A 19,474-nucleotide genomic window follows, 5' to 3' on the forward strand; every position below is an offset into this window, starting at 1 on the left:
TTCACCCGGTTCCCCCGCTCCTACCAACAAGGGGTCTACGTAAATGAATAAGAAAGCACTGAGCGTCGCGGCCTCCGGGGCCGCCCTCGCGCTGGCCCTGTCGGCCTGCGGCGGTGGCGGCTCCGAGTCGGCGCCCTCCGAGTCCGCGCCGGCCAGCGCCGCGGCCGGCGCCACGGGTTTCAACGCCGGTCTGGAGAACGTGACGAACCCGTCCGACAAGAAGGGCGGCACTCTCAAGATGGCCGTCACCGAGGACTGGGACTCCGTGGACCCCGGTGACACCTACTACGGCATGTCGTGGAACCTGCTGCGCATCTACGCCCGGCCGCTGGTGACCTACAACCCGGCCCCCGGCAAGAAGGGCCTCGAGCTGGTGCCCGACCTGGCCGAGAGCCTGGGCGTGGCCAGCGACGGCAACAAGACCTGGACCTACAAGCTGCGCCCGGGCCTGAAGTACGAGGACGGCACCCCGATCAAGGCCCAGGACGTCAAGTACGCCGTGCTCCGCCAGATGGACAAGACCACCTTCGTCAACGGCCCGACCTACCTCGGTGACTGGCTGGACATGCCGAAGGACTTCGTGTCGGTCTACAAGACCCCGGACGTCAACACCGACCAGGCCATCGAGACGCCGGACGACCAGACCGTCGTCTTCCACCTCAAGCGGGCCTACGCCGGCTTCGACAACTTCGCCGCGCTGCCCGGCACCGTGCCGATCCCGCAGGCCAAGGACACCGGCATCAAGTACCGCGACCACGTGCTCGCCTCCGGGCCGTACAAGTTCGAGACGGTCGAGCAGGGCAAGCAGTACACCCTGGTCCGCAACGACCAGTGGGACCCGGCCACCGACCCGATCCGCAAGGCCCTCCCGGACCGCTACGAGATCTCGCTCGGCGTCGAGGCCAACGACCTGGACAACCGGATCATCTCCGGCGACCTGCACATCGACGTGGCGGGCAGCGGTGTGCAGCCGGCCGCCATCGGCAGCATCCAGGCCGACCCCGAGCTGAAGGCCCGCGCCGACAACCCGATCATGGCCCGCACCTGGTACGTCTCGATCCTGAACGACAACCCCCCGCTGGACAACGTCGAGTGCCGCAAGGCCATCCTGTACGGGGCCGACCGGGTCAGCCTGCAGAACGCCTACGGCGGCCAGTTGGCCGGTGACGTCGCCACCAGCCTGTTGCCCCCGGGCATCGGCGGCTGGCAGAAGCTGGACCTGTACCCGACCGGCGCGCCGGACGAGGCCAAGGCCAAGGAGGCGCTGACCGCCTGCGGCCAGCCCAACGGCTTCGAGACCACGATGACCTACCGCTCCGACCGCCCCAAGGAGCAGGCGGCCGCCGAGTCGCTCCAGCAGTCGCTGGGCAAGATCGGCATCAAGCTGACCCTGAAGGGCTTCCCGACCTCGGAGTACTTCACCGCCTACGCCGGCAAGCCGGCCTACACCAAGGCCAACGGCATCGGCCTGGCCACCAACGGCTGGGGCGCGGACTGGAACGACGGTTTCGGCTTCCTCTCCCAGATCATCGACAGCCGCGTGATCCGCGAGGCCGGTAACTACAACCTCAGCGTCAAGGACCCCGCCGTCGACGGTCTGGTCGACCAGGCCTTCGCCGAGCTGGACACCGCCAAGCGCAACGCCATCTGGGGCGAGGCCGACAAGAAGGTCATGGAGGGCGCCTACGTGCTGCCCGCCGTGTACGCCAAGGGCCTGCTGCTCCGCGGCAAGGGCGTGACCAACCAGTTCATCACCGGCGCCTTCGACATGTACGACTACCTGGCGCTCGGCGTCGAGTAGTCAACAACCGCAGGCGGTACCGCGGGGACCGGCCCGGCCCACAACCCAGGGTCCGGGCCGGCCCCCGGCGGCCGAGGGGGGACAGTGGTCTCATACATCTTGCGGCGCCTGATCGGCGCCTTGCTCATGCTGGCCGTGGTCAGCATGGCCACCTTCTCGATCTTCTTCGTGGTGCCCCGGCTCGCCGGAGTGTCCTCCGAGGACATGGCCAACCGCTACGTCGGCCGCGCCGCCACGGCGGAGACCGTCACGCAGGTGGCCAAGAAGCTCGGCCTCACCGACCCGGTCGTGGTCCAGTACGGCCGTTGGGTGAAGGGCATCTTCGTCGGCTCCGAGTACGACTACGGCACGGGCGTCGAGCAGTGCCCCGCCCCCTGCTTCGGCTACTCCTTCGTCACGAAGAAACCCGTCTGGCCCGACCTGGTGGACCGGTTCCCGGTCACCCTCTCGCTCGCCGTCGGCGCCGCGGTCATCTGGGTGCTGGCCGGGGTCTCGGTCGGCGTGCTCTCGGCGCTGAGACGCGGCTCCTTCTTCGACCGGGCCGCGATGATCGTCGCGTTGACGGGCGTCTCCCTGCCGATCTTCTTCACCGGCATCGTCGCCCTGGTGGTCTTCAGCTACGGCCTGGGCATCACCGCACCCGGCGGCGCGTACGTGCCGTTCACCGAGAACCCGGTCGAGTGGGCCTACAGCCTGCTCCTGCCCTGGATCACCCTGGCCTTCCTGAACGCCGCCGCCTACGCCCGGCTCACCCGGGCCGGCATGCTGGAGACGATGGGCGAGGACTACATCCGCACCGCCCGCGCCAAGGGCCTGAAGGAGTCCACGGTGATCGTCAAGCACGGCCTGCGGGCCGCGCTCACCCCGATCGTCACCATCTTCGGCCTGGACTTCAGCATCCTGATCGGCGGCGCCCTGCTCACCGAGAACGTCTTCTCCCTGCAGGGCCTCGGCAAGTACGCCACCGCGGCGATCGCCGCCCAGGACCTGCCGAAGATCATGGGATTCGTCATGTTGGCCGCCTTCTTCATCGTGCTGGCCAACCTGGTGGTGGACCTGCTGTACGCCGTGGTCGACCCGAGGGTGAGGCTGACGTGACCGAGCACTTCCTTGACGTCAAGGACCTGAAGATCCACTTCCCCACCGACGACGGCCTGGTCAGGTCCGTCGACGGGCTCTCCTTCCAGCTGGAGCGGGGCAAAACGCTGGGCATCGTGGGCGAGTCCGGCTCCGGCAAGAGCGTCACCTCGCTCGGCATCCTCGGCCTGCACAAGGGCGGCCGGGCCCGCGTCTCCGGCGAGATCTGGCTGGACGGGGAGGAGCTGGTCGGCGCCTCCGCGGAGCACGTGCGGCGGCTGCGCGGCAAGAAGATGGCGATGATCTTCCAGGATCCGCTGTCGTCCATGCATCCGTACTACACGGTGGGCGCCCAGATCATCGAGGCGTACCGGATCCATCACAAGGTCACCAAGAAGGTGGCCCGCAAGCACGCCATCGAGATGCTCGGCCGGGTCGGCATCCCGCAGCCGGACCGGCGGGTGGACAGCTACCCGCACGAGTTCTCCGGCGGCATGCGGCAGCGCGCGATGATCGCCATGGCGCTCTCCTGCGACCCCGAGCTGCTCATCGCCGACGAGCCCACCACCGCGCTGGACGTCACCGTGCAGGCCCAGATCCTCGACCTGATGCGGGACCTGCAGCGCGACTTCAACGCCGCGCTCATCATCATCACCCACGACCTGGGCGTGGTCGCCGAGCTCTCCGACGACATCCTGGTGATGTACGCCGGCAAGGCCATCGAGTACGGCGCCGCCGAGGACATCTTCGAACGCCCCGAGCACCCCTACACCTGGGGTCTGCTGGGCTCCATGCCGCGCCTGGACCGGGAACCCACCGAGCGGCTGCTGCCGATCAAGGGCTCCCCGCCCTCGCTGATCAACGTCCCGCCCGGCTGCGCCTTCCATCCGCGCTGCGCGTACGCGGGCCGTACCGGGGGGTTGTCCACCACCGCGGTGCCCGAGCTGGCGGAGACGGAAGGCGGCCACCTGGTCCGCTGCCACCTGTCCAGGGAGCAGCGGCGGGAAGTCTGGGCGACCGAGATCAAGCCGAACCTGGAGTCCGCATGACCGAGTCTCTGCTGTCCGTCCAAGGGCTGGAGAAGCACTTCCCGGTCAAGAAGGGCATGCTCCAGCGCCAGGTCGCCGCGGTCAAGGCCGTGGACGGGATCAGCTTCGAGGTGTACCCGGGTGAGACGCTCGGTCTGGTCGGCGAGTCCGGGTGCGGCAAGACCACCACCGGGCGGCTGATCACCCGGCTGGTCGAGCCCACCGGCGGGAAGATCGTCTTCCAGGGGCACGACATCACCCACATGTCCCAGGGGAAGATACGGCCGCTCCGGCGGGACGTGCAGATGATCTTCCAGGACCCGTACAGCTCGCTCAACCCCCGGCACACCGTCGGGGCGATCGTCGGGGCGCCGTTCCGGATCCAGGGGGTGCGGACCGAGCAGGGCGTGAAGAAGGCCGTCCAGGACATCCTCGCGCTGGTCGGGCTCAACCCCGAGCACTACAACCGGTACCCGCACGAGTTCTCCGGCGGGCAGCGGCAGCGCATCGGCATCGCCCGCACGCTGGCCCTCAAACCGAAGCTGATCATCGCGGACGAGCCGGTGTCGGCGCTGGACGTGTCCATCCAGGCCCAGGTGGTGAACCTGCTGGAGGACCTGCAGAGCGAGCTCGACCTCACCTACGTGGTGATCGCGCACGACCTGTCGGTGGTGCGGCACATCTCCGACCGGGTCGCGGTCATGTACCTCGGCAAGATCGTCGAACTCGCCGACCGCAAGTCGCTGTACGAGTCGCCCATGCACCCGTACACCAACGCCCTGCTGTCGGCCGTGCCGATCCCCGACCCCAAGGGGCGTTCCGGGCGGGAGCGCATCCGGCTCCAGGGCGACGTGCCCTCGCCGCTCAACCCGCCCCCGGCCTGCCGCTTCCACACCCGCTGCTGGAAGGCCCAGGAGATCTGCAAGACGGTCGAACCGGTGCTCACCACCCACGCCGGCGGCCACCAGGTCGCCTGCCACTTCCCCGAGAACGCCCCGGCCCCCGCCGTGGAGGCCACCGTCTGATCCTTCACACGCCTCCCGGCTGGACTCGCGGCCCCGATCCCACCACGGTCGGGGCCGCGACCACGTTCAGCGGGGGGCCGGGGTCCGTCGGGGGGCCGCGGTCAGGAGAGCGCGCCCGGGGTGATCAGACCCGTCTCGTACGCCAGGACCACGGCCTGGACCCGGTCGCGCAGGGCCAGCTTGGTCAGCACGTTGCCCACGTGGGTCTTCACCGTCGTCTCGCTCACCACCAGCTCCCGGGCGATCTCCGCGTTGGACAGGCCACGGGCGATCAGGCGGAGCACCTCCAGCTCCCGCTCGGTCAGCCGGTCCAGCCGGGCGGGCGTGCTCTGCTGCTGGGTGGTCGGCAGCCGGGTGGCGAACCGGTCCAGCAGGCGCCGGGTCACGCTGGGCGCCACGATCGCGTCTCCGGCGGCCACCACCCGGATCGCCTGGAGCAGCTCGTCCGGCGGCACGTCCTTCAGCAGGAAGCCGCTGGCGCCCGCGCGGAGCGCCTCCACGATGTACTCGTCCAGGTCGAAGGTGGTCAGCACCAGCACCCGGGGCACGTGCGCGCCCGGCGCGGCGTCCCTGACGATGCGCCGGGTGGCCTCGATGCCGTCCATGCCGGGCATGCGGATGTCCATCAGCACCACGTCGGGCAGTAGCGCGCGGGCCTGGTCCATCGCGGTGGAGCCGTCCCCGGCCTCGCCGACCACGGTCACATCCCGCTCGGCCTCCAGGATGAACCGGAACCCCGTGCGCAGCAGCGGCTGGTCGTCCACCAGCAGCACCCTGATCGTCATTGTCAGTCCTTGAGGGGGAACCTGTCCTTGAGGGGGAACTTGGCGCGGACCTCGAACCCACCCCCGGTACGGGGGCCGATCCGCAGGACTCCACCATAAAGGGCAACTCGCTCCCTGATGCCCAGCAGGCCATGACCCTTGCCGGGATTGCCCGTGCTGCCGGGAGTCTTCGGCTCGCCTTCCCGGCCGTCGTCCTCCACATGAACGGTCAGCTCGCCCGGCTCCTGCCGCACCGTGACCCAGGCCCTGGCGGCCGGTCCGGCGTGCCGGAGGCTGTTGGTCAGGGCCTCCTGGACCAGCCGGTAGGCGGCCAGGTCCACGCCGGGCGGCAGCTGCTGCTGCTCGCCCTCCAGCCAGAGCTGGGTGCGCAGCCCGGCCTCCCGCATCTGCTCCACCAGCGAGGGCAGGTCGTGCATGCCCGGCTGCGGGGCGCGCTCGGCCGGGCCGTCGGTACGCAGCACGCCCACGATGTTCCGCATCTCGGACATCGCGGTCCTGCCCATCTGCTCGATGGCGGTCAGCGCGTCCTCGGCCACCTTCAGGTCCTTGTCCAGCATCTTCCTGGCCGCGGCGGCCTGCACGGTCATCACGCTGACGTGGTGGGCCACCACGTCGTGCAGCTCCCGGGCGATCCGCGACCGCTCCTCGGCCCGGGCCGCCCTGGTGTCGGCCTCCCTGGCCCGCTCCAGCCGGTCCGCCCGGTCCACCAGCTCCGACAGGTACGCCCGGCGCAGCCGCACGCTGCGCCCGATCACCCAGCACAGCGCGATCAGCGCCGCCACCACCGCGTGGTCGGCCCAGGTGTACCGGTCCCAGCTCAGCGCCACGGTCGCCAGGTAGGCGGCCGCCGAGAACAGCGCCGCCACCACGCTCAGCGCCAGCCCCCGGTAGGCGGCCACCGTGTACAGCAGGATCATGTCGGCCACCCCGGACAGCCCCGGGTTGAAGTGGAACACGTCCAGCACCAGCTCCGGCACCAGGGTGAGCACCAGGAGCAGGAACGGCCACCGCCGCCGGAAGGCCACCGACAGGGTGATCGACACGGCCAGCAGCAGGCTGCCGGGGTTCGGATCGCGCATGTCCAACGCCGGGAAGCCGCGCCAGCCCGCCAGCGTGTCGTCGGTGACACCCAGAATGAACGCGACCGACCCGAGCGTCAGCACCCCGGCCAGAACTGAGTCCCCGGTCAGCGGGGAGGCCCGGAATCTGCGCACCCACTAAATCTAGGACGCGCCCCCAGCCCGCTACCTCATCCCCTGGAATGAGCTGTGACATTGGCCGCGCCTCCGGATCGGCGGCCAAGCCTTACAACTCATCGGTGGCGGCGCGGCGGGGGAGACGGCGGGACGGGCGGGGCCGGTGGTCGGGGACCGGGGGCGGGGTGCCGCCGAACTCCGGGCAGAGGGACTGGTGGTCGCACCAGGCGCAGAGACGGGAGGGGCGGTGGCGCCACTCCCGGGTGCGGGTGGCGCGGTCGATGGCCTCCCAGAGGGCCTGGACCTTGCGCTCGGTGGCCCGCAGGTCGGCCTCGTCGGGCAGGTAGCGGAGCACCTCGCCGTTGCCCAGGTACATCAGCTGCAGCATGCGCGGCACGGTGCCCCGCTGCCGCCACAGCACCAGCGCGTAGAACTTCATCTGGAACAGCGCCTTGGCCTCGAAGTCCGGCCCCGGCGCGCTGCCGGTCTTGTAGTCGACCACCCGCACCTCGCCGGTCGGCGCCACGTCCAGCCGGTCGACGTAGCCGCGCAGCATCAGCCCGCTGTCCAGCACCGCCTCCACGTAGAGCTCCCGCTCGGCCGGTTCGAGCAGCCGCGGATCCTCCAGCTGGAAGTAGCGCCCGAGCATCTCGCTCGCCTGCGCCAGCCAGCCGTCCCGCTCGGTGTCGTCGGCGAACAGCCCCCCGTACTCCGGCTCCTCCTCCAGTAACCGCTGCCACTGGGGGGCCAGCAGCTCCTGCGCGGCCGGCACGGTGCGCGCCGCGGCGGGCAGGTCGTAGAGGCGCTCCAGCACGGCGTGCACCAGGGTGCCCCGCACAGCCGCCGCCGAGGGACGCTCGGGCAGCTGGTCGATCACCCTGAACCGGTAGAGCAACGGGCAGGTCATGAAATCACCGGCGCGAGAGGGGGAAAGCGCCCCGATGATCGCGCGCTCCTCGGTCAGGGTCATGCCCAGACTGTAGGCCACCGGGCTGACAGAACCCGCGGAACCCGCCCCGCGCACCGGTCCCGCCGCCCGCGCGGCGCCGCATCCGTTCCGGCGCGGCGTAGGATCGACGCCAAGGAAGGGGAACACCACCACTATGAGCACACCATCTCCGGGGCTGCGGATGGGGCGGCCCTTCGGCATCCCGGTGTATGTCTCGCCGACGTGGCTCATCGTGGCCGCGTTCATCACGATCAGCTTCAAACCGCAGATCGGCGACCTGCTTCCACACTTCTCCGACCCCGTGCAGTATGGCATCGCCCTGTTGTTCGCCGTGCTGCTCTACGTGTCGGTGCTCCTGCACGAGCTGGCCCACTGCGTGGTCGCCAAGGCGTACGGGCTGCCGGTGAAACGCATCACGCTCTACCTGCTGGGCGGCGTATCGGAGATCGAGAAGGAGCCCGACAGCCCGGGCAAGGAGTTCCTCATCTCCTTCGCCGGGCCGGCCGTCTCCCTCGGCCTGGCCGGGATCTTCTTCGTGGCCGACCAGTACATCGAAGGCGGCACGGTGCCCGGCGTGCTGGTGCTGATGCTGTGGTTCTCCAACCTCATCGTGGGCATCTTCAACCTGCTCCCCGGCCTGCCGCTGGACGGCGGGCGGATGCTCAGGGCGGGCATCTGGAAGGCCACCCGGAGCTCGCACTCCGGCACGGTGGCCGCCGCCTGGGTGGGCAGGGTGCTGGCCGTGGGCCTGGTGCTCTACAACCTGCTGCCGCTGATGGCCGGTCAGGAGCCGAACTTCACCGCGGTGCTCTGGTCGATGGTGCTGGCCTCCTTCATCTGGATCGGCGCCACCCAGTCGCTCCGGGTGGCCAAGGTGCGCTCCCGGCTGCCCCAGGTGCGGGCCCGCACGCTGGCCCGCCGGGCGCTGCCGGTGACCTCGGAGGTGCCGCTGGCCGAGGCGCTGCGCCGGGCCGGGGAGAGCGGCGCGGGGGCCATCGTGGTGGTCGACCACGAGGGCCGCCCGACCGCGATCGTGAACGAGGCGGCGGTCAACGCCACCCCCGAGCAGCGGCGGCCCTGGGTCGCCGTGGGCACGCTGGCCCGCAGTCTGGAGCCGGCCCTGGTGCTCGGCGCCGACCTGGAGGGCGAGTCCCTCATCGACGCCATGCGCGGCCATCCGGCGGGGGAGTACCTGCTGGTCGAGCGGGGCGGCGAGATCTACGGCGTGCTGGCCACCGCCGACGTCAACAAGGTCTTCACCGGCGTATGAAGCGGTGCACGGCGTGGGTGGGCACGATCACCTGTCAGGCCCATTTGTCCCACTCGTCTAACTGGCGTTCCGCCACTAATGTTCTGGTCAGCTGATCAGGAGTGTTCTTGTTTGCCACATTTCGAGTAGCGGGTGGCGGTTGCCCTCCGGGGCGGTCGAGGATCGCAACGAGGACTGGTCGACGCGACGTGATATCGGCGCCGCCGGGCGGGTGGCGTGCGCGGGGAGGGAGAGGTCTGTGACGGATCAGGTCGCGGGGGTTGTCCGTCCGCTTCCGGGTGAGGGCGTCGTCGCTCACTTCAACGGGTTGCTGCTGGTGTGCGGCCCGGCCGGTGAAGTGGTCGAGGAGTTGCTCGACGCGCTGCGGGAGACCGCGGCCACCGGCGGCGACGGCCGGGTGCTGGCCCGCCGCGCGGCCCAGGTGCTGGCCCGGTCCATGAACGGCGACCTGCTGCCGTGCGCGGTCGCAGGGCCGGCCGGGGGCGGGGTGGCGGTGCTGGTCTGTGGCGAGGCCACGGCCCACGTGTTCGGCGGCCCGGACGGTGATTTGCACCTGTCCGGGCGGGACGCGCTGACCTGGACTGACCGTCTGGTGAACGGCCCCGTGGCCAAGGTCGAGCTGCGCCTGCCCGGCTCCGGCCCGTCCAGCCCGTACGCGCGGCTGGACGGCGGTGTGGTGGCCGGGGCCGGGGTGGAGATCGACTTCACCGCGCAGTCGCACACCGTGCACCGTCCGGTGCCGATGATGCCCGGGCACCCGTACGCGTCCCCGCAGCAGGGTCCCGCGCAGTCGATCCTGCCGTCGCCGGAGCCGATCGCGCCGCGTGAGCCCGCGGTGCCGCCGTACGGGCCGCCGGCGGGTGGCCCGCCGATGCCGCCGCCCATGCCGCCGGGGCCGCCCCCGATGCCGCCCGGCCCGCCGCCGATGCCCCCGGGGCCGCCCGTAGGACCGCCCCCTGGCCCGCTTACCGGTCCGCCCCCTGGATCGCCCTCCGGTCCGCCCTCCAACCCGCCGTCGGGGCCGCTGGGCCATCCCTCGGGGCCGTTGCCGATGCCCACGCCGCAGCCTCCGCCGCCCCTCGGGCCGGCGCCCACTCCGGTGGAGCCGATGCCGGTGGTCGGGCCGGACCCGCTCCAGGTCGGCGCGCAGTCGGTCACCCAGACCGGGGACGTGAGCGACAGCACCCAGCTGGACGCCACCCCCGATCGCGAGTCGGGGCCCATGGTGCACGGGGTGGACTGTAAGAACGACCACTTCAACGATCCGCGAGTGCCGTACTGCGCGGTGTGCGGGGTGCCGTTGGTGCAGAGCACGCTGGTGCCGTACAAGGGGACCCGTCCCGCGCTCGGGGTCCTGCTGCTGGACGATGGGATGGCGCTGCGGCTGGACTCGGACTACGTGCTCGGGCGGGATCCGGAGCGGGCCAACGAGGTCCAGGCCGGTCAGGCCCGTCCGGCCAGGGTCACCAGCCCGGACGGTTCGGTGTCCCGTCGTCACCTGCGGGTGGCCCTGGACGGGTGGGACGTGACGCTCGTCGACCTCGGTTCGGTGAACGGCACCCAGATCCAGCCCCCTGGCGACCCCAACTTCTACGACATCCCACCGAACGAGGCGGTCCCCATCGTGCCGGGCACCACCGTACGTATCGGCGTGTCCCGGACGATGCGCTACGACGGCCACCGCGACGCCTGACGACGGCTACGACACCGCACAGGGCTGGCAGGACTCCGGGTTCGGCTTGGGGTCCTGCGACGGCTGACGGTCAGGGGCGGATGTCCAACCTGGTCGCCGCTGCACGTCGTCCGCGGCGCCCAGGCTGTCCCGGCGGGGTTATCGAGCCGGTTGTCCGACTTGAAGCGCCTTGTGGGGCTATCCGCCGGCGAGGCGGTCGATCTCGGAGTGCATCACGCGTTCTATGCGGTCGCCGTCGTCCGGGTAGAGCAGTCGGTGGACGCTGAGGCCGTCCACCAGGGCGAGCAGGCGCTCGGTCACGTCGTCGAGGTTCTCCCTGGTGCGGATCTCCCCGGCCTCGTAGGCGGTCTGGAGCAGGGTGCGGACCAGGCGGCGGAGGCCGGACGCCTCCTCGCGCTGGACCTGGAGGAGCGCGGGGCAGGAGAGGCTGCGCGCCCAGAAGCCGATCTCCAGGCCGGTCTCCTGGATCCGTTCGTCGTCCAGCGGCAGGTTGTCCAGGAGGGCCTCGCGGAGGGCGTCCAGGCCGGTCCTGCCGTCCAGCTTGGCGACCAGCCGGGCGGTGATGCGCCGGTGGGATGCCCGGAGGGCGGACAGCAGGATGTCGTCCTTGTCGCTGAAGTAGTGCGTCAGTACCCCGTTGGAGTAGCCGGCCTCCTTGGCGATGGCCCGGGTGGTGGCCGCCTCGATGCCGTCCCGCAGGATGATCCGGCGCGCGGCCGCGACGACTTCCTGGCGGCGCTCCTCGTGATTCACGATCTTCGGCACTGTTCCCCGATCTCGGTGGACGTTTCAGCCGGACGCCCGTCTACTATCCCCGGGTGACGATGTCACCGTGGGCATCCGCCACGTGGACGTACTCGCAGCCCGATGAATCCATTCCGGCAGATCAGCACACGAATCTGGTGGAACAAGTCCAGACCACAGCCACCGGGGCCGCCGTGGGCACGGCGGTCGATCTCACCGGTTCGGGCCGCGCCGGTCACGCCCCCCAGGAAGCGCTCGGCAACCCCGAACTCGGCGACTCGCTCACCACGATTATGACCAGTCACGACAGCCAAGTGTCACCTCTGACACAAAAGCCAGATGAACAGACAACCGCGAACATTCGGTCAGGTTTCCGCACCTCTAGGCGAGCGGAACACCTTCCTGCGGTGTACGGCTGTCGCCACCCCAAGGGCGAGGGCGGCATATCCGCAGGTCACGGTCAAACCAGCCCATGGCGGAAGCGGGTAATAGCCCCCGATCAGCGACGGATCCACGTCCACATGCGCGAATGTGGGGACGCTCTGCGTGATCGCGAACCCGGCGGCAGGGGTGATCATCAGCAGCCATGGCGCCAGGCCCGCGATCGCCAGCAGGTAGGGCACGACGACCAGCGCGATGGCCAGCCCGATGGCGACGATCGCCCGCTTGACCAGCGCGGCCAGGCCCAAAGCCAGCACGGCGGCGGCCGCGGTCAGCGCCGCGTAGCCGACGATCACCCGCAGCTCGGTACCCAAAGTGATCGGCTGAATCAGGTTCTGGTTGGCACGCAACATCGCCAGGCCGACAGGGACCACGACCCCCGAGGTCCCCAGCCCCGCCACGAACGCGACCGCGCCGACCACCACGGCCTTGGCCGCCAGCAGCCGCGCTGGACGCGGCTCGGCCGGCAGAGGGGTCCCGATCAGCCCCCGCCGGTGTTCCGCCGTGTAGAACGTGACCGCCGCCACGAGCACCAGGATCAGCCCGACACCCCCGCCGATCAGCATGAGGTCAGCGCGCAGACCGCCCTCCACCGTGGCGGGCCCGATGTCCCCGACCCCGGTCACCAGGAGCTTGTCGCCGGACTCGACGACCCCGCCCGGGTGATGCAGGGTCTTGCCGTCGGGCCCCAAGGAGACGCCGACGTCGTCCCGCTGCCACGAACCGTTCGCGCCCTGCAGCGTGATCTGGTCGAAGGTGGCGGTGGTCTGGGCGAAGGCTTTCGCCATCTCCCACAGGACGCCTGGCGAGGTGGCGAACAGCCCGATCTCGACGGTCTCCGGCAGCTCGGTCAACTCGACCGTGCTGACCTCCCTCCACGTCTTGCCGTCGCCTGACTCGTAGCCGGTGACAGTGTCGCCCGACCTGGTCAGCCGCAGCCACCGGGGCCCCTGCACCGGACCGCCGGCCACGTCGTGGGTGAAGTTGTGCTGCATCCGCACGCCGTGGCTGCCGGTGATCATGACGGCGGCGTAAGGCGTGCCCTGCGTGAGGCTCTGCCTGACCAGGAGCCCGGCCTTCGCCCAGGGCACCACCCCCTCCTTGACGTTGCGCACCCCGGGCACGGCGTCCGGCAGCCGCATCTGCCCGGTCATGTCCGACACGCGGGCGGCGATGCTGCCGTTCCTCTTGAGCGGCTGGTGCACGAAGTAGTACTTGTCCCTCACCGCCGTGCCATCCGGACCCACCAAAGGCGCGGGGCAGGGACCCTCGCCCTGCCAGGTCACGCAGGTGCTGCGGGCGCCCCCGGCGACCAGCAGTCCGAGCGAGACGGTGACCAGCACGGAGGCCGCCATGGCGAGCACCCAGCCCCGCGCGGAGCGGAACTTGGCCCACTCCGCGCGGAGCAAGTGAGGGAAACGGTCCCGCCCGGCCCGTCGGCTGGATCGGTGCGGCGTGAATGAACTCATGCCGACGGTTGTACGCGGCACCCGGTTCCAGCCGGGTCGCAGCGGCTGCGACCTGGCTGGAACCGGGGATCTGGCATCGTGAAAGGCATGGCACCTCGACCCGGCGGCCGGTTCGGCCGCCCCGTCCGCACGACGACCGGCGGTGAGTGGCGGTGAGGGTCCTCGTCGTCGAGGACTTCGAGGTCCTCGCCCGCTCCCTCGGAACCGGGCTGCGCCGCGAGGGCATGGCCGTCGACGTCGTCCTGGATGGAACCGCCGCCCTCGACCGCCTGGCCGCCACCCGCTACGACGTGGTGATCCTCGACCGCGACCTGCCCGGCGTCCACGGGGACGAGATCTGCCGGCGACTGGCCCACGGCCGCTGTGCGACCCGCGTAATGATGCTCACCGCCTCCGGCACGATCGAGGACCGCGTCGACGGGCTCAGCCTCGGTGCCGACGACTACCTGCCCAAGCCGTTCGCGTTCGCCGAACTGGTCGCCCGCGTCCGTGCCCTGGCCCGGCGCGCCACCCCGCCGCTACCGCCCACCCTGGCATGCGGGGACATCACCCTCGATCCGGCCCGCCGTATCGCGGTCCGGGCCGGCCGGCGCCTTGAGCTGAGCCCCAGGGAATTCGCCCTGCTCGAATGCCTGCTCGCCGTACCCGGCCTGGTCATCTCCGCCGAGGAACTGCTCGAACGCGTCTGGGACGAGGCCGCCGACCCCTTCAGCAGCGCTGTCAAGCACACCATGCACCGGTTGCGGGCCAAGCTCGGCGATCCGCCCGTGATCGAGACCATCCGCGAAGGCGGCTACCGCATCGGACCGGCATGACCCCCCAGAAGCTCGCCAGAAGGTCCCTGCAGACGCGGCTCGCGCTCGCCTACGCGGCGGGCATCTACGCCGCCGGTGTCTTCGTGGTCGTCTTCGTCGCCGTCCCGCTCGCCAGCATCCAGGCGGCCACCCCCAATGGCCACTCCTCATCGAGCGTGATCACTGAAACCGGGCCCGGGATCGGCCTGCCCCAACTCCTCGCCGGATCCGCCGTCGCCCTGGTCCTGCTGATTCCCGTCGCCCTGGCTCTGGGCTGGTTCGTCGCCGGCCGGTTCCTGCGCCCGCTGCGCGCCATCACCGCCACCGCCCAGATCATCTCCGCCGGTGACCTCCACCGGCGCCTTGATCTCGGCGAGCCCACGGACGAGCTGACCGAGCTCGGCCACACGCTCGACGACCTGTTCGCCCGCCTGCAGGCGTCCTTCGACGCCCAGCGCCACTTCGTCGCCAACGCCTCCCACGAGTTGCGCACCCCGCTCGCCGGCCTGCGCACCCTTCTTGAAGTCGCTCTCGCCGACCGGGATGCCGACACCGACACCCTGCGCTCGGCCTGCCAGGAGGCCCTCGCTCTCGGCGAACACCAGGAGCGGCTCGTCCGGGCACTGCTCGCGCTGGCCACCAGCGAGCGCGGCGTCACCCGCTGGGACACCCTCGACCTCGCCCACGTCGTCGAAGGAGTGCTCGCCTCCCGCCGGGACCAGGCAGCAGACAGACGCATCGACCTAACCGAACACCTGACGCCAGCGGTGACGACCGGAGACCAGAGACTGATCGAAAGCCTCGTCGCCAACCTCATCGACAACGCCATCCGCCACAACCACGAAGACGGGCACGTAGAGGTCACCACGCGGACCTCCGGCACACAGGTGGCCCTTACGGTCACCAACAGCGGGCCGGTCATCCCCGACGACCAGATTCAGCGTCTCTTCCAAGCCTTCCAGAAACTGGGGCCCGATCGTCACGGCAGCCGCGACGGCTACGGCCTAGGCCTCGCCATCGTCAATGCCGTCACGCAAGCTCACCACGCCACCCTCACCACCAGCGCACGCCCGGAAGGCGGCTTGTCCATCACCGTGCGGTTGAACCGTCCCTGATGCGCTCAGCGGGAGCGGGACCACTGGATGTTGTCGATGCGGGTGCCGTTGGGGCCGGGGAGGAGGTTTTTGACGAGGCATTCCATGGTGAAGCCTGCGCGTTTGAGTACTTCGTGGGAAGGAGTGTTGGTGGGGTTGGTGCCGGCCACCACGCGGAGGATGGAGGTGTGTTCGAAGGCCCAGGAGACCAGGAGGTTCACGGAGCGGGTGACGAAGCCGCGCCCGCGGAAGTCGGGGTGCAGGCTGTAGCCGACCATGGCTTGGGCCAGTGGGGGGATGATGTTGGAGAGTTGGATGTCCCCGGCGTAGGCCCCGGTGGCCGCGTCCCTGATCGCGATTTCGGCCTGTTCACCGGACAGCCACCGCATCCCGGCCGTACGGCAACGCCGGAGGCTGTCCGCGAAGTCCGGCGGGCCAGGAGGAACCCGGGAGGCCATCACATCCGGCACCTCCATCACCCGGTGGTAGTCGGCGGCATCATCGGGAGCGAGCCGCGTCAGCCGTACCACGCCATCGGTCAGCTCCCCGTGCGGAAAATCCGGCAGGAAGGCACGTTTGGCGTCCCCGGAGTCGGTCGCCAGCCGGGCGAAGGCGACCAGATCGGATCGTGACCCGTCCCGCCGCATGCCGGCACCCCGCCGAATGCCCTCACGCGTGTACCCGGCCCCCATCGCGACCCGCTGAGACCCCAGATTCTCCACATCGGTCAGCAGATCGATCCGCGGCGCCCCCTGCTGGAAACGCCACTCACTGATGGCCCGGACGGCGGCCGTGGCCACCCCCTTGCCCCGCGCCCAGGGCGCGACCCAATACCCGACCTCGGCGTTCCCGAACCGGTCAGCGGGCTTGACCCCGACCACCCCCTGAACCTCCCCGGTCGCGGGATCGGCCATCACGAAGTCGGCACCGCCCGCCCGCCAGGACTCCTCGGCAAACACATGTACCCAGGTCACCGCGTCTTCCCGGGTGTAATGATCGGGAATCAACGGAATGAAGCGGGCAATCTCCGGATCAGCGCAGGCACGAGCCAACGCCTCCACGTCCGCCTCCTGCGGCGGACGCAACTCGACCGGACCGGCGGCAATCGTCACACGGGGGAGCATGCCCCCTTGCTACCAGGCGAAGGCCCCCCGGAGCGAGCCTATTTAGCCCGTGTCAAGACCGTTTCGCCCGATTCACCGAGCGCACACGCGTCGAACGGCCCGCAGGTCGCACGGGACCCGCACCTCCGGAACGCCGATAGCCTTGCGCCCATGGGTTTTCGCAGGCACGGCCCGTTCCAGGCCGGGGATCAGGTACAGCTCACCGACCCCAAGAACAAGCGCCACACGCTGACGCTGAAGGAGGACGGGGTCTTCCACACGCACAAGGGATGGATCCCGCACAGCGACCTGATCGGCCAGCCTGAGGGCTCCGTGGTCCGCTCCTCGGGCGGCATCCAGTTCCTGGCCTTCCGCCACCTGCTCCAGGATTACACCCTCTCCATGCCCCGCGGCGCCGCCGTGATCTACCCCAAGGACTGCGGCCAGATCGTCGCGATGGCCGACATCTTCCCCGGCGCGAAGGTCGTCGAGGCCGGCGTCGGCTCGGGCGCCCTCACCTGCTTCCTGCTCCGCGCGATCGGCACGGAGGGCTCCCTCACCTCCTACGAGCGTCGCTCCGACTTCGCCGAGATCGCCACCAAGAACGTGGAGAAGTTCTTCGGTGGCGAGCTGAAGCAGTGGCGCCTGGTGGTCGGCGACTTCGTCGAGTCCCTGGACGAGACCGACGTGGACCGCGTCATCCTGGACATGCTGGCCCCCTGGGAGTGCGTGGACGCCGCCGCCAGAGCCCTCACCCCCGGCGGCGTTATCTGCTGTTATGTCGCCACAACGACCCAGTTGTCCAGAACCGTGGAGACACTCAGGGAGCACGGGAGTTTCACCGAGCCCCACGCGTGGGAGACCTTGGTTCGCGACTGGCATGTCGAGGGGCTCGCGGTCCGGCCGGACCATCGGATGGTCGGCCACACCGGGTTCCTCGTCACCGCCCGCCGCATGGCGGACGGCGTCACGCCACCACCGCGTCGCAGGCGCCCGGCCAAGGGTGCGTACGGGGAGGGAACCGAAGGCTAGTGACGATTTAGCGGCGAACCGGCAAAGAGCCGTGACACGGGGAACAAACACCGTGTTCCATGTGCTCAACCGAATAAACGGGCAAAAGGTACTTATCGCCAAGCACAGCACGTAACTAGACGAACACCGGTCGGCCACGTTTTTTGCGGCCGTCAGATTGGTAGTGACTTGAGTAGTCTTTCCTCGAATGGAAGGAGGTGACGGGCGTGGCAGCTCGCGATGACGCAGAGGCTCGGGCCGCGCAGCGCGAACGGGAGGTCACGGACCTCACAACTCAGGTCTCCTTCCTTCAGGAGGAGATCACCGCGCTGCGTCGGAAGCTCGCCGAATCCCCCCGGCAGGCAAGGGTCCTCGAAGAGCGTCTCCACGACGTACAGGCTCAGGTGGTCGCCCTCACCAGTCAGAACGAACGGTTGGTCGCCACCCTCAAGGAAGCCAGGGACCAGATCGTCGCCCTCAAGGAGGAGGTCGACCGGCTGGCCCAGCCACCGTCCGGCTTCGGCGTGTTCCTGGAGGCACGCGAGGACGGCACGATCGAGGTGTTCACCGGCGGCCGCAAGCTCCGGGTGAACGTCAGCCCGGCGGTGGACATCGCCTCGCTCCGGCGTGGCCAGGAAGTCATGCTCAACGAGGCGCTCAACGTGGTCGAGGCCCTCGGCTTCGAGGACGTGGGCGAGATCGTCATGCTCAAGGAGCTCCTTGAGGACGGGCAGCGCGCCCTGGTCATCTCGCACGCCGACGAGGAGCGCGTGGTCAAGCTGGCCGAGTCGCTGCTCGAGCAGCCGATCAGGTCCGGCGACTCGCTCCTGCTCGAACCCCGCTCGGGGTACGTGTACGAGCGCATCCCCAAGTCCGAGGTCGAGGAACTGGTCCTGGAGGAGGTGCCGGACATCTCCTACGACGAGATCGGCGGCCTCCGCGGCCAGATCGAGCAGATCAGGGACGCCATCGAGCTGCCCTACCTGCACGCCGACCTGTTCCGCGAGCACAAGCTCAGGCCCCCCAAGGGCGTGCTGCTGTACGGCCCGCCCGGCTGCGGCAAGACGCTCATCGCCAAGGCGGTCGCCAACTCCCTGGCCAAGCAGGTCGCGGAGAAGACCGGCCAGTCCGGCAAGAGCTTCTTCCTCAACATCAAGGGCCCGGAGCTGCTGAACAAGTACGTCGGCGAGACCGAGCGGCACATCCGCCTGGTCTTCCAGCGGGCCAGGGAGAAGGCCTCCGAGGGCACCCCGGTGATCGTGTTCTTCGACGAGATGGACTCGATCTTCCGGACCCGTGGCTCGGGTGTCTCCTCCGACGTCGAGAACACCATCGTGCCCCAGCTGCTGTCGGAGATCGACGGTGTCGAGGGCCTGGAGAACGTCATCGTCATCGGCGCCTCCAACCGGGAGGACATGATCGACCCGGCGATCCTGCGGCCGGGCCGGCTGGACGTCAAGATCAAGATCGAGCGTCCGGACGCCGAGGCGGCCAAGGACATCTTCTCCAAGTACCTCATCTCCGACCTGCCGCTGCACGGCGACGACCTGGCCGAGCACGGTGGCAGCCGGGAAGGCACCATCGCGGAGATGATCCAGCGGGTCGTCGAGCGGATGTACACCGAGATCGAGGAGAACCGCTTCCTCGAGGTGACCTACGCCAACGGCGACAAGGAAGTCCTGTACTTCAAGGACTTCAACTCCGGCGCCATGATCCAGAACATCGTGGACCGGGGCAAGAAGATGGCCATCAAGCAGTTCCTGGAGACGGGCCAGAAGGGCCTGCGCATCCAGCACCTGATGGCCGCCTGCGTGGACGAGTTCCGCGAGAACGAGGATCTCCCCAACACCACCAACCCCGACGACTGGGCTCGCATCTCCGGCAAGAAGGGCGAGCGCATCGTCTACATCCGCACTCTGGTGCAGGGCAAGCAGGGCACCGAGGCGGGCCGCTCGATCGACACCGTGGCCAACACGGGTCAGTACCTGTAGAGC

16 protein-coding genes are annotated in these 19,474 nt (G+C 69.7%); 10 read left to right on the forward strand and 6 right to left on the reverse strand.

Annotated elements, in window-relative coordinates; all coding sequences use genetic code 11:
- Positions 1–43: 43 nt before the first annotated feature.
- The 4 genes from KIP79_RS38965 to KIP79_RS38980 all read left to right on the forward strand — a co-directional run bounded on the left by KIP79_RS38965 (position 44) and on the right by KIP79_RS38980 (position 4,931).
- A complete protein-coding gene (locus KIP79_RS38965; RefSeq protein WP_214110035.1) occupies positions 44–1,801 on the forward strand; it encodes an ABC transporter substrate-binding protein in 1,758 nt (585 codons plus the stop codon).
- Positions 1,802–1,885: 84 nt separating this feature from the next.
- Entirely contained in the window at positions 1,886–2,899 is a 1,014-nt protein-coding gene (locus KIP79_RS38970) for an ABC transporter permease (protein ID WP_214110036.1), read from the forward strand.
- A complete protein-coding gene (locus KIP79_RS38975; protein ID WP_214110037.1) occupies positions 2,896–3,927 on the forward strand; it encodes an ABC transporter ATP-binding protein in 1,032 nt (343 codons plus the stop codon). Before KIP79_RS38970 ends, KIP79_RS38975 begins: the two co-directional genes overlap by 4 nt.
- Positions 3,924–4,931 carry an ABC transporter ATP-binding protein gene (locus tag KIP79_RS38980; RefSeq protein ID WP_214110038.1) on the forward strand — a complete coding sequence of 336 codons (1,008 nt, stop codon included), beginning with the start codon at positions 3,924–3,926 and terminating at the stop codon, positions 4,929–4,931. The genes KIP79_RS38975 and KIP79_RS38980 overlap by 4 nt, the downstream gene beginning before the upstream one ends.
- A gap of 101 nt (positions 4,932–5,032) precedes the next feature.
- Here KIP79_RS38980 and KIP79_RS38985 read toward each other — a convergent pair whose 3' ends face one another.
- The 3 genes from KIP79_RS38985 to KIP79_RS38995 all read right to left on the reverse strand — a co-directional run bounded on the left by KIP79_RS38985 (position 5,033) and on the right by KIP79_RS38995 (position 7,882).
- On the reverse strand, positions 5,033–5,716 hold the full coding sequence (locus tag KIP79_RS38985) for a response regulator (protein ID WP_214110039.1): 684 nt from the start codon (positions 5,714–5,716) through the stop codon (positions 5,033–5,035).
- 2 nt (positions 5,717–5,718) lie between these two features.
- Positions 5,719–6,930, reverse strand: coding sequence for a sensor histidine kinase (locus KIP79_RS38990; RefSeq protein ID WP_214110040.1), 1,212 nt, complete (start codon positions 6,928–6,930; stop codon positions 5,719–5,721).
- 91 nt (positions 6,931–7,021) lie between these two features.
- Entirely contained in the window at positions 7,022–7,882 is an 861-nt protein-coding gene (locus KIP79_RS38995; protein WP_214110041.1) for a RecB family exonuclease, read from the reverse strand.
- A gap of 133 nt (positions 7,883–8,015) precedes the next feature.
- Between KIP79_RS38995 and KIP79_RS39000 the strand changes: the two genes are divergently transcribed.
- Positions 8,016–9,131, forward strand: a complete 1,116-nt coding sequence (locus tag KIP79_RS39000; protein WP_250214561.1) for a site-2 protease family protein — start codon at positions 8,016–8,018, stop codon at positions 9,129–9,131.
- A gap of 238 nt (positions 9,132–9,369) precedes the next feature.
- Entirely contained in the window at positions 9,370–10,824 is a 1,455-nt protein-coding gene (locus tag KIP79_RS49850) for an FHA domain-containing protein (protein ID WP_214110042.1), read from the forward strand.
- Positions 10,825–11,001: 177 nt separating this feature from the next.
- Here the strand turns inward: KIP79_RS49850 and KIP79_RS49855 are convergent, their stop codons facing one another.
- Together KIP79_RS49855 and KIP79_RS39015 are read right to left on the reverse strand one after the other, a co-directional pair.
- Complete coding sequence (locus tag KIP79_RS49855) at positions 11,002–11,577, reverse strand: TetR/AcrR family transcriptional regulator (RefSeq protein ID WP_308170115.1); 576 nt, start codon at positions 11,575–11,577, stop codon at positions 11,002–11,004.
- A 356-nt stretch (positions 11,578–11,933) separates the two neighbouring features.
- Positions 11,934–13,478 (reverse strand): DUF1349 domain-containing protein, encoded by a 1,545-nt coding sequence (locus KIP79_RS39015; RefSeq protein ID WP_214110044.1) that lies wholly within the window; start codon positions 13,476–13,478, stop codon positions 11,934–11,936.
- A 152-nt stretch (positions 13,479–13,630) separates the two neighbouring features.
- Here KIP79_RS39015 and KIP79_RS39020 point away from each other — a divergent pair, with 152 nt between their 5' ends.
- Complete coding sequence (locus tag KIP79_RS39020; RefSeq protein ID WP_214110045.1) at positions 13,631–14,293, forward strand: response regulator transcription factor; 663 nt, start codon at positions 13,631–13,633, stop codon at positions 14,291–14,293.
- On the forward strand, positions 14,290–15,387 hold the full coding sequence (locus tag KIP79_RS39025) for a sensor histidine kinase (protein WP_214110046.1): 1,098 nt from the start codon (positions 14,290–14,292) through the stop codon (positions 15,385–15,387). The genes KIP79_RS39020 and KIP79_RS39025 overlap by 4 nt, the downstream gene beginning before the upstream one ends.
- 5 nt (positions 15,388–15,392) lie before the next feature.
- Here KIP79_RS39025 and KIP79_RS39030 read toward each other — a convergent pair whose 3' ends face one another.
- Positions 15,393–16,490, reverse strand: coding sequence for a GNAT family N-acetyltransferase (locus KIP79_RS39030; RefSeq protein WP_214110047.1), 1,098 nt, complete (start codon positions 16,488–16,490; stop codon positions 15,393–15,395).
- Between the two features lie 150 nt (positions 16,491–16,640).
- Between KIP79_RS39030 and KIP79_RS39035 the strand changes: the two genes are divergently transcribed.
- Positions 16,641–17,501, forward strand: a complete 861-nt coding sequence (locus tag KIP79_RS39035; protein ID WP_214110048.1) for a tRNA (adenine-N1)-methyltransferase — start codon at positions 16,641–16,643, stop codon at positions 17,499–17,501.
- Between the two features lie 197 nt (positions 17,502–17,698).
- Positions 17,699–19,471: a proteasome ATPase gene (gene arc / locus KIP79_RS39040; RefSeq protein ID WP_214110049.1), complete on the forward strand. Its 1,773-nt coding sequence runs from the start codon at positions 17,699–17,701 to the stop codon at positions 19,469–19,471.
- Positions 19,472–19,474 lie beyond the last annotated feature (3 nt).

Source organism: Acrocarpospora catenulata (genome assembly GCF_018476525.1).
In the GTDB taxonomy this organism is placed as follows: domain Bacteria; phylum Actinomycetota; class Actinomycetes; order Streptosporangiales; family Streptosporangiaceae; genus Acrocarpospora; species Acrocarpospora catenulata.

What these genes read in the sequence shown, in the direction of transcription:
- KIP79_RS39025 (WP_214110046.1), top strand. Translation starts at nt 14,290, where the DNA reads ATGACCCCCCAGAAGCTCGCCAGAAGGTCCCTGCAGACGCGGCTCGCG.
- KIP79_RS39000 (WP_250214561.1), top strand. Translation starts at nt 8,016, where the DNA reads ATGAGCACACCATCTCCGGGGCTGCGGATGGGGCGGCCCTTCGGCATC.
- KIP79_RS39015 (WP_214110044.1), bottom strand. Translation starts at nt 13,478, where the DNA reads ATGAGTTCATTCACGCCGCACCGATCCAGCCGACGGGCCGGGCGGGAC.
- KIP79_RS38980 (WP_214110038.1), top strand. Translation starts at nt 3,924, where the DNA reads ATGACCGAGTCTCTGCTGTCCGTCCAAGGGCTGGAGAAGCACTTCCCG.
- KIP79_RS38985 (WP_214110039.1), bottom strand. Translation starts at nt 5,716, where the DNA reads ATGACGATCAGGGTGCTGCTGGTGGACGACCAGCCGCTGCTGCGCACG.
- KIP79_RS39035 (WP_214110048.1), top strand. Translation starts at nt 16,641, where the DNA reads ATGGGTTTTCGCAGGCACGGCCCGTTCCAGGCCGGGGATCAGGTACAG.
- KIP79_RS39030 (WP_214110047.1), bottom strand. Translation starts at nt 16,490, where the DNA reads ATGCTCCCCCGTGTGACGATTGCCGCCGGTCCGGTCGAGTTGCGTCCG.
- KIP79_RS38965 (WP_214110035.1), top strand. Translation starts at nt 44, where the DNA reads ATGAATAAGAAAGCACTGAGCGTCGCGGCCTCCGGGGCCGCCCTCGCG.
- KIP79_RS38995 (WP_214110041.1), bottom strand. Translation starts at nt 7,882, where the DNA reads ATGACCCTGACCGAGGAGCGCGCGATCATCGGGGCGCTTTCCCCCTCT.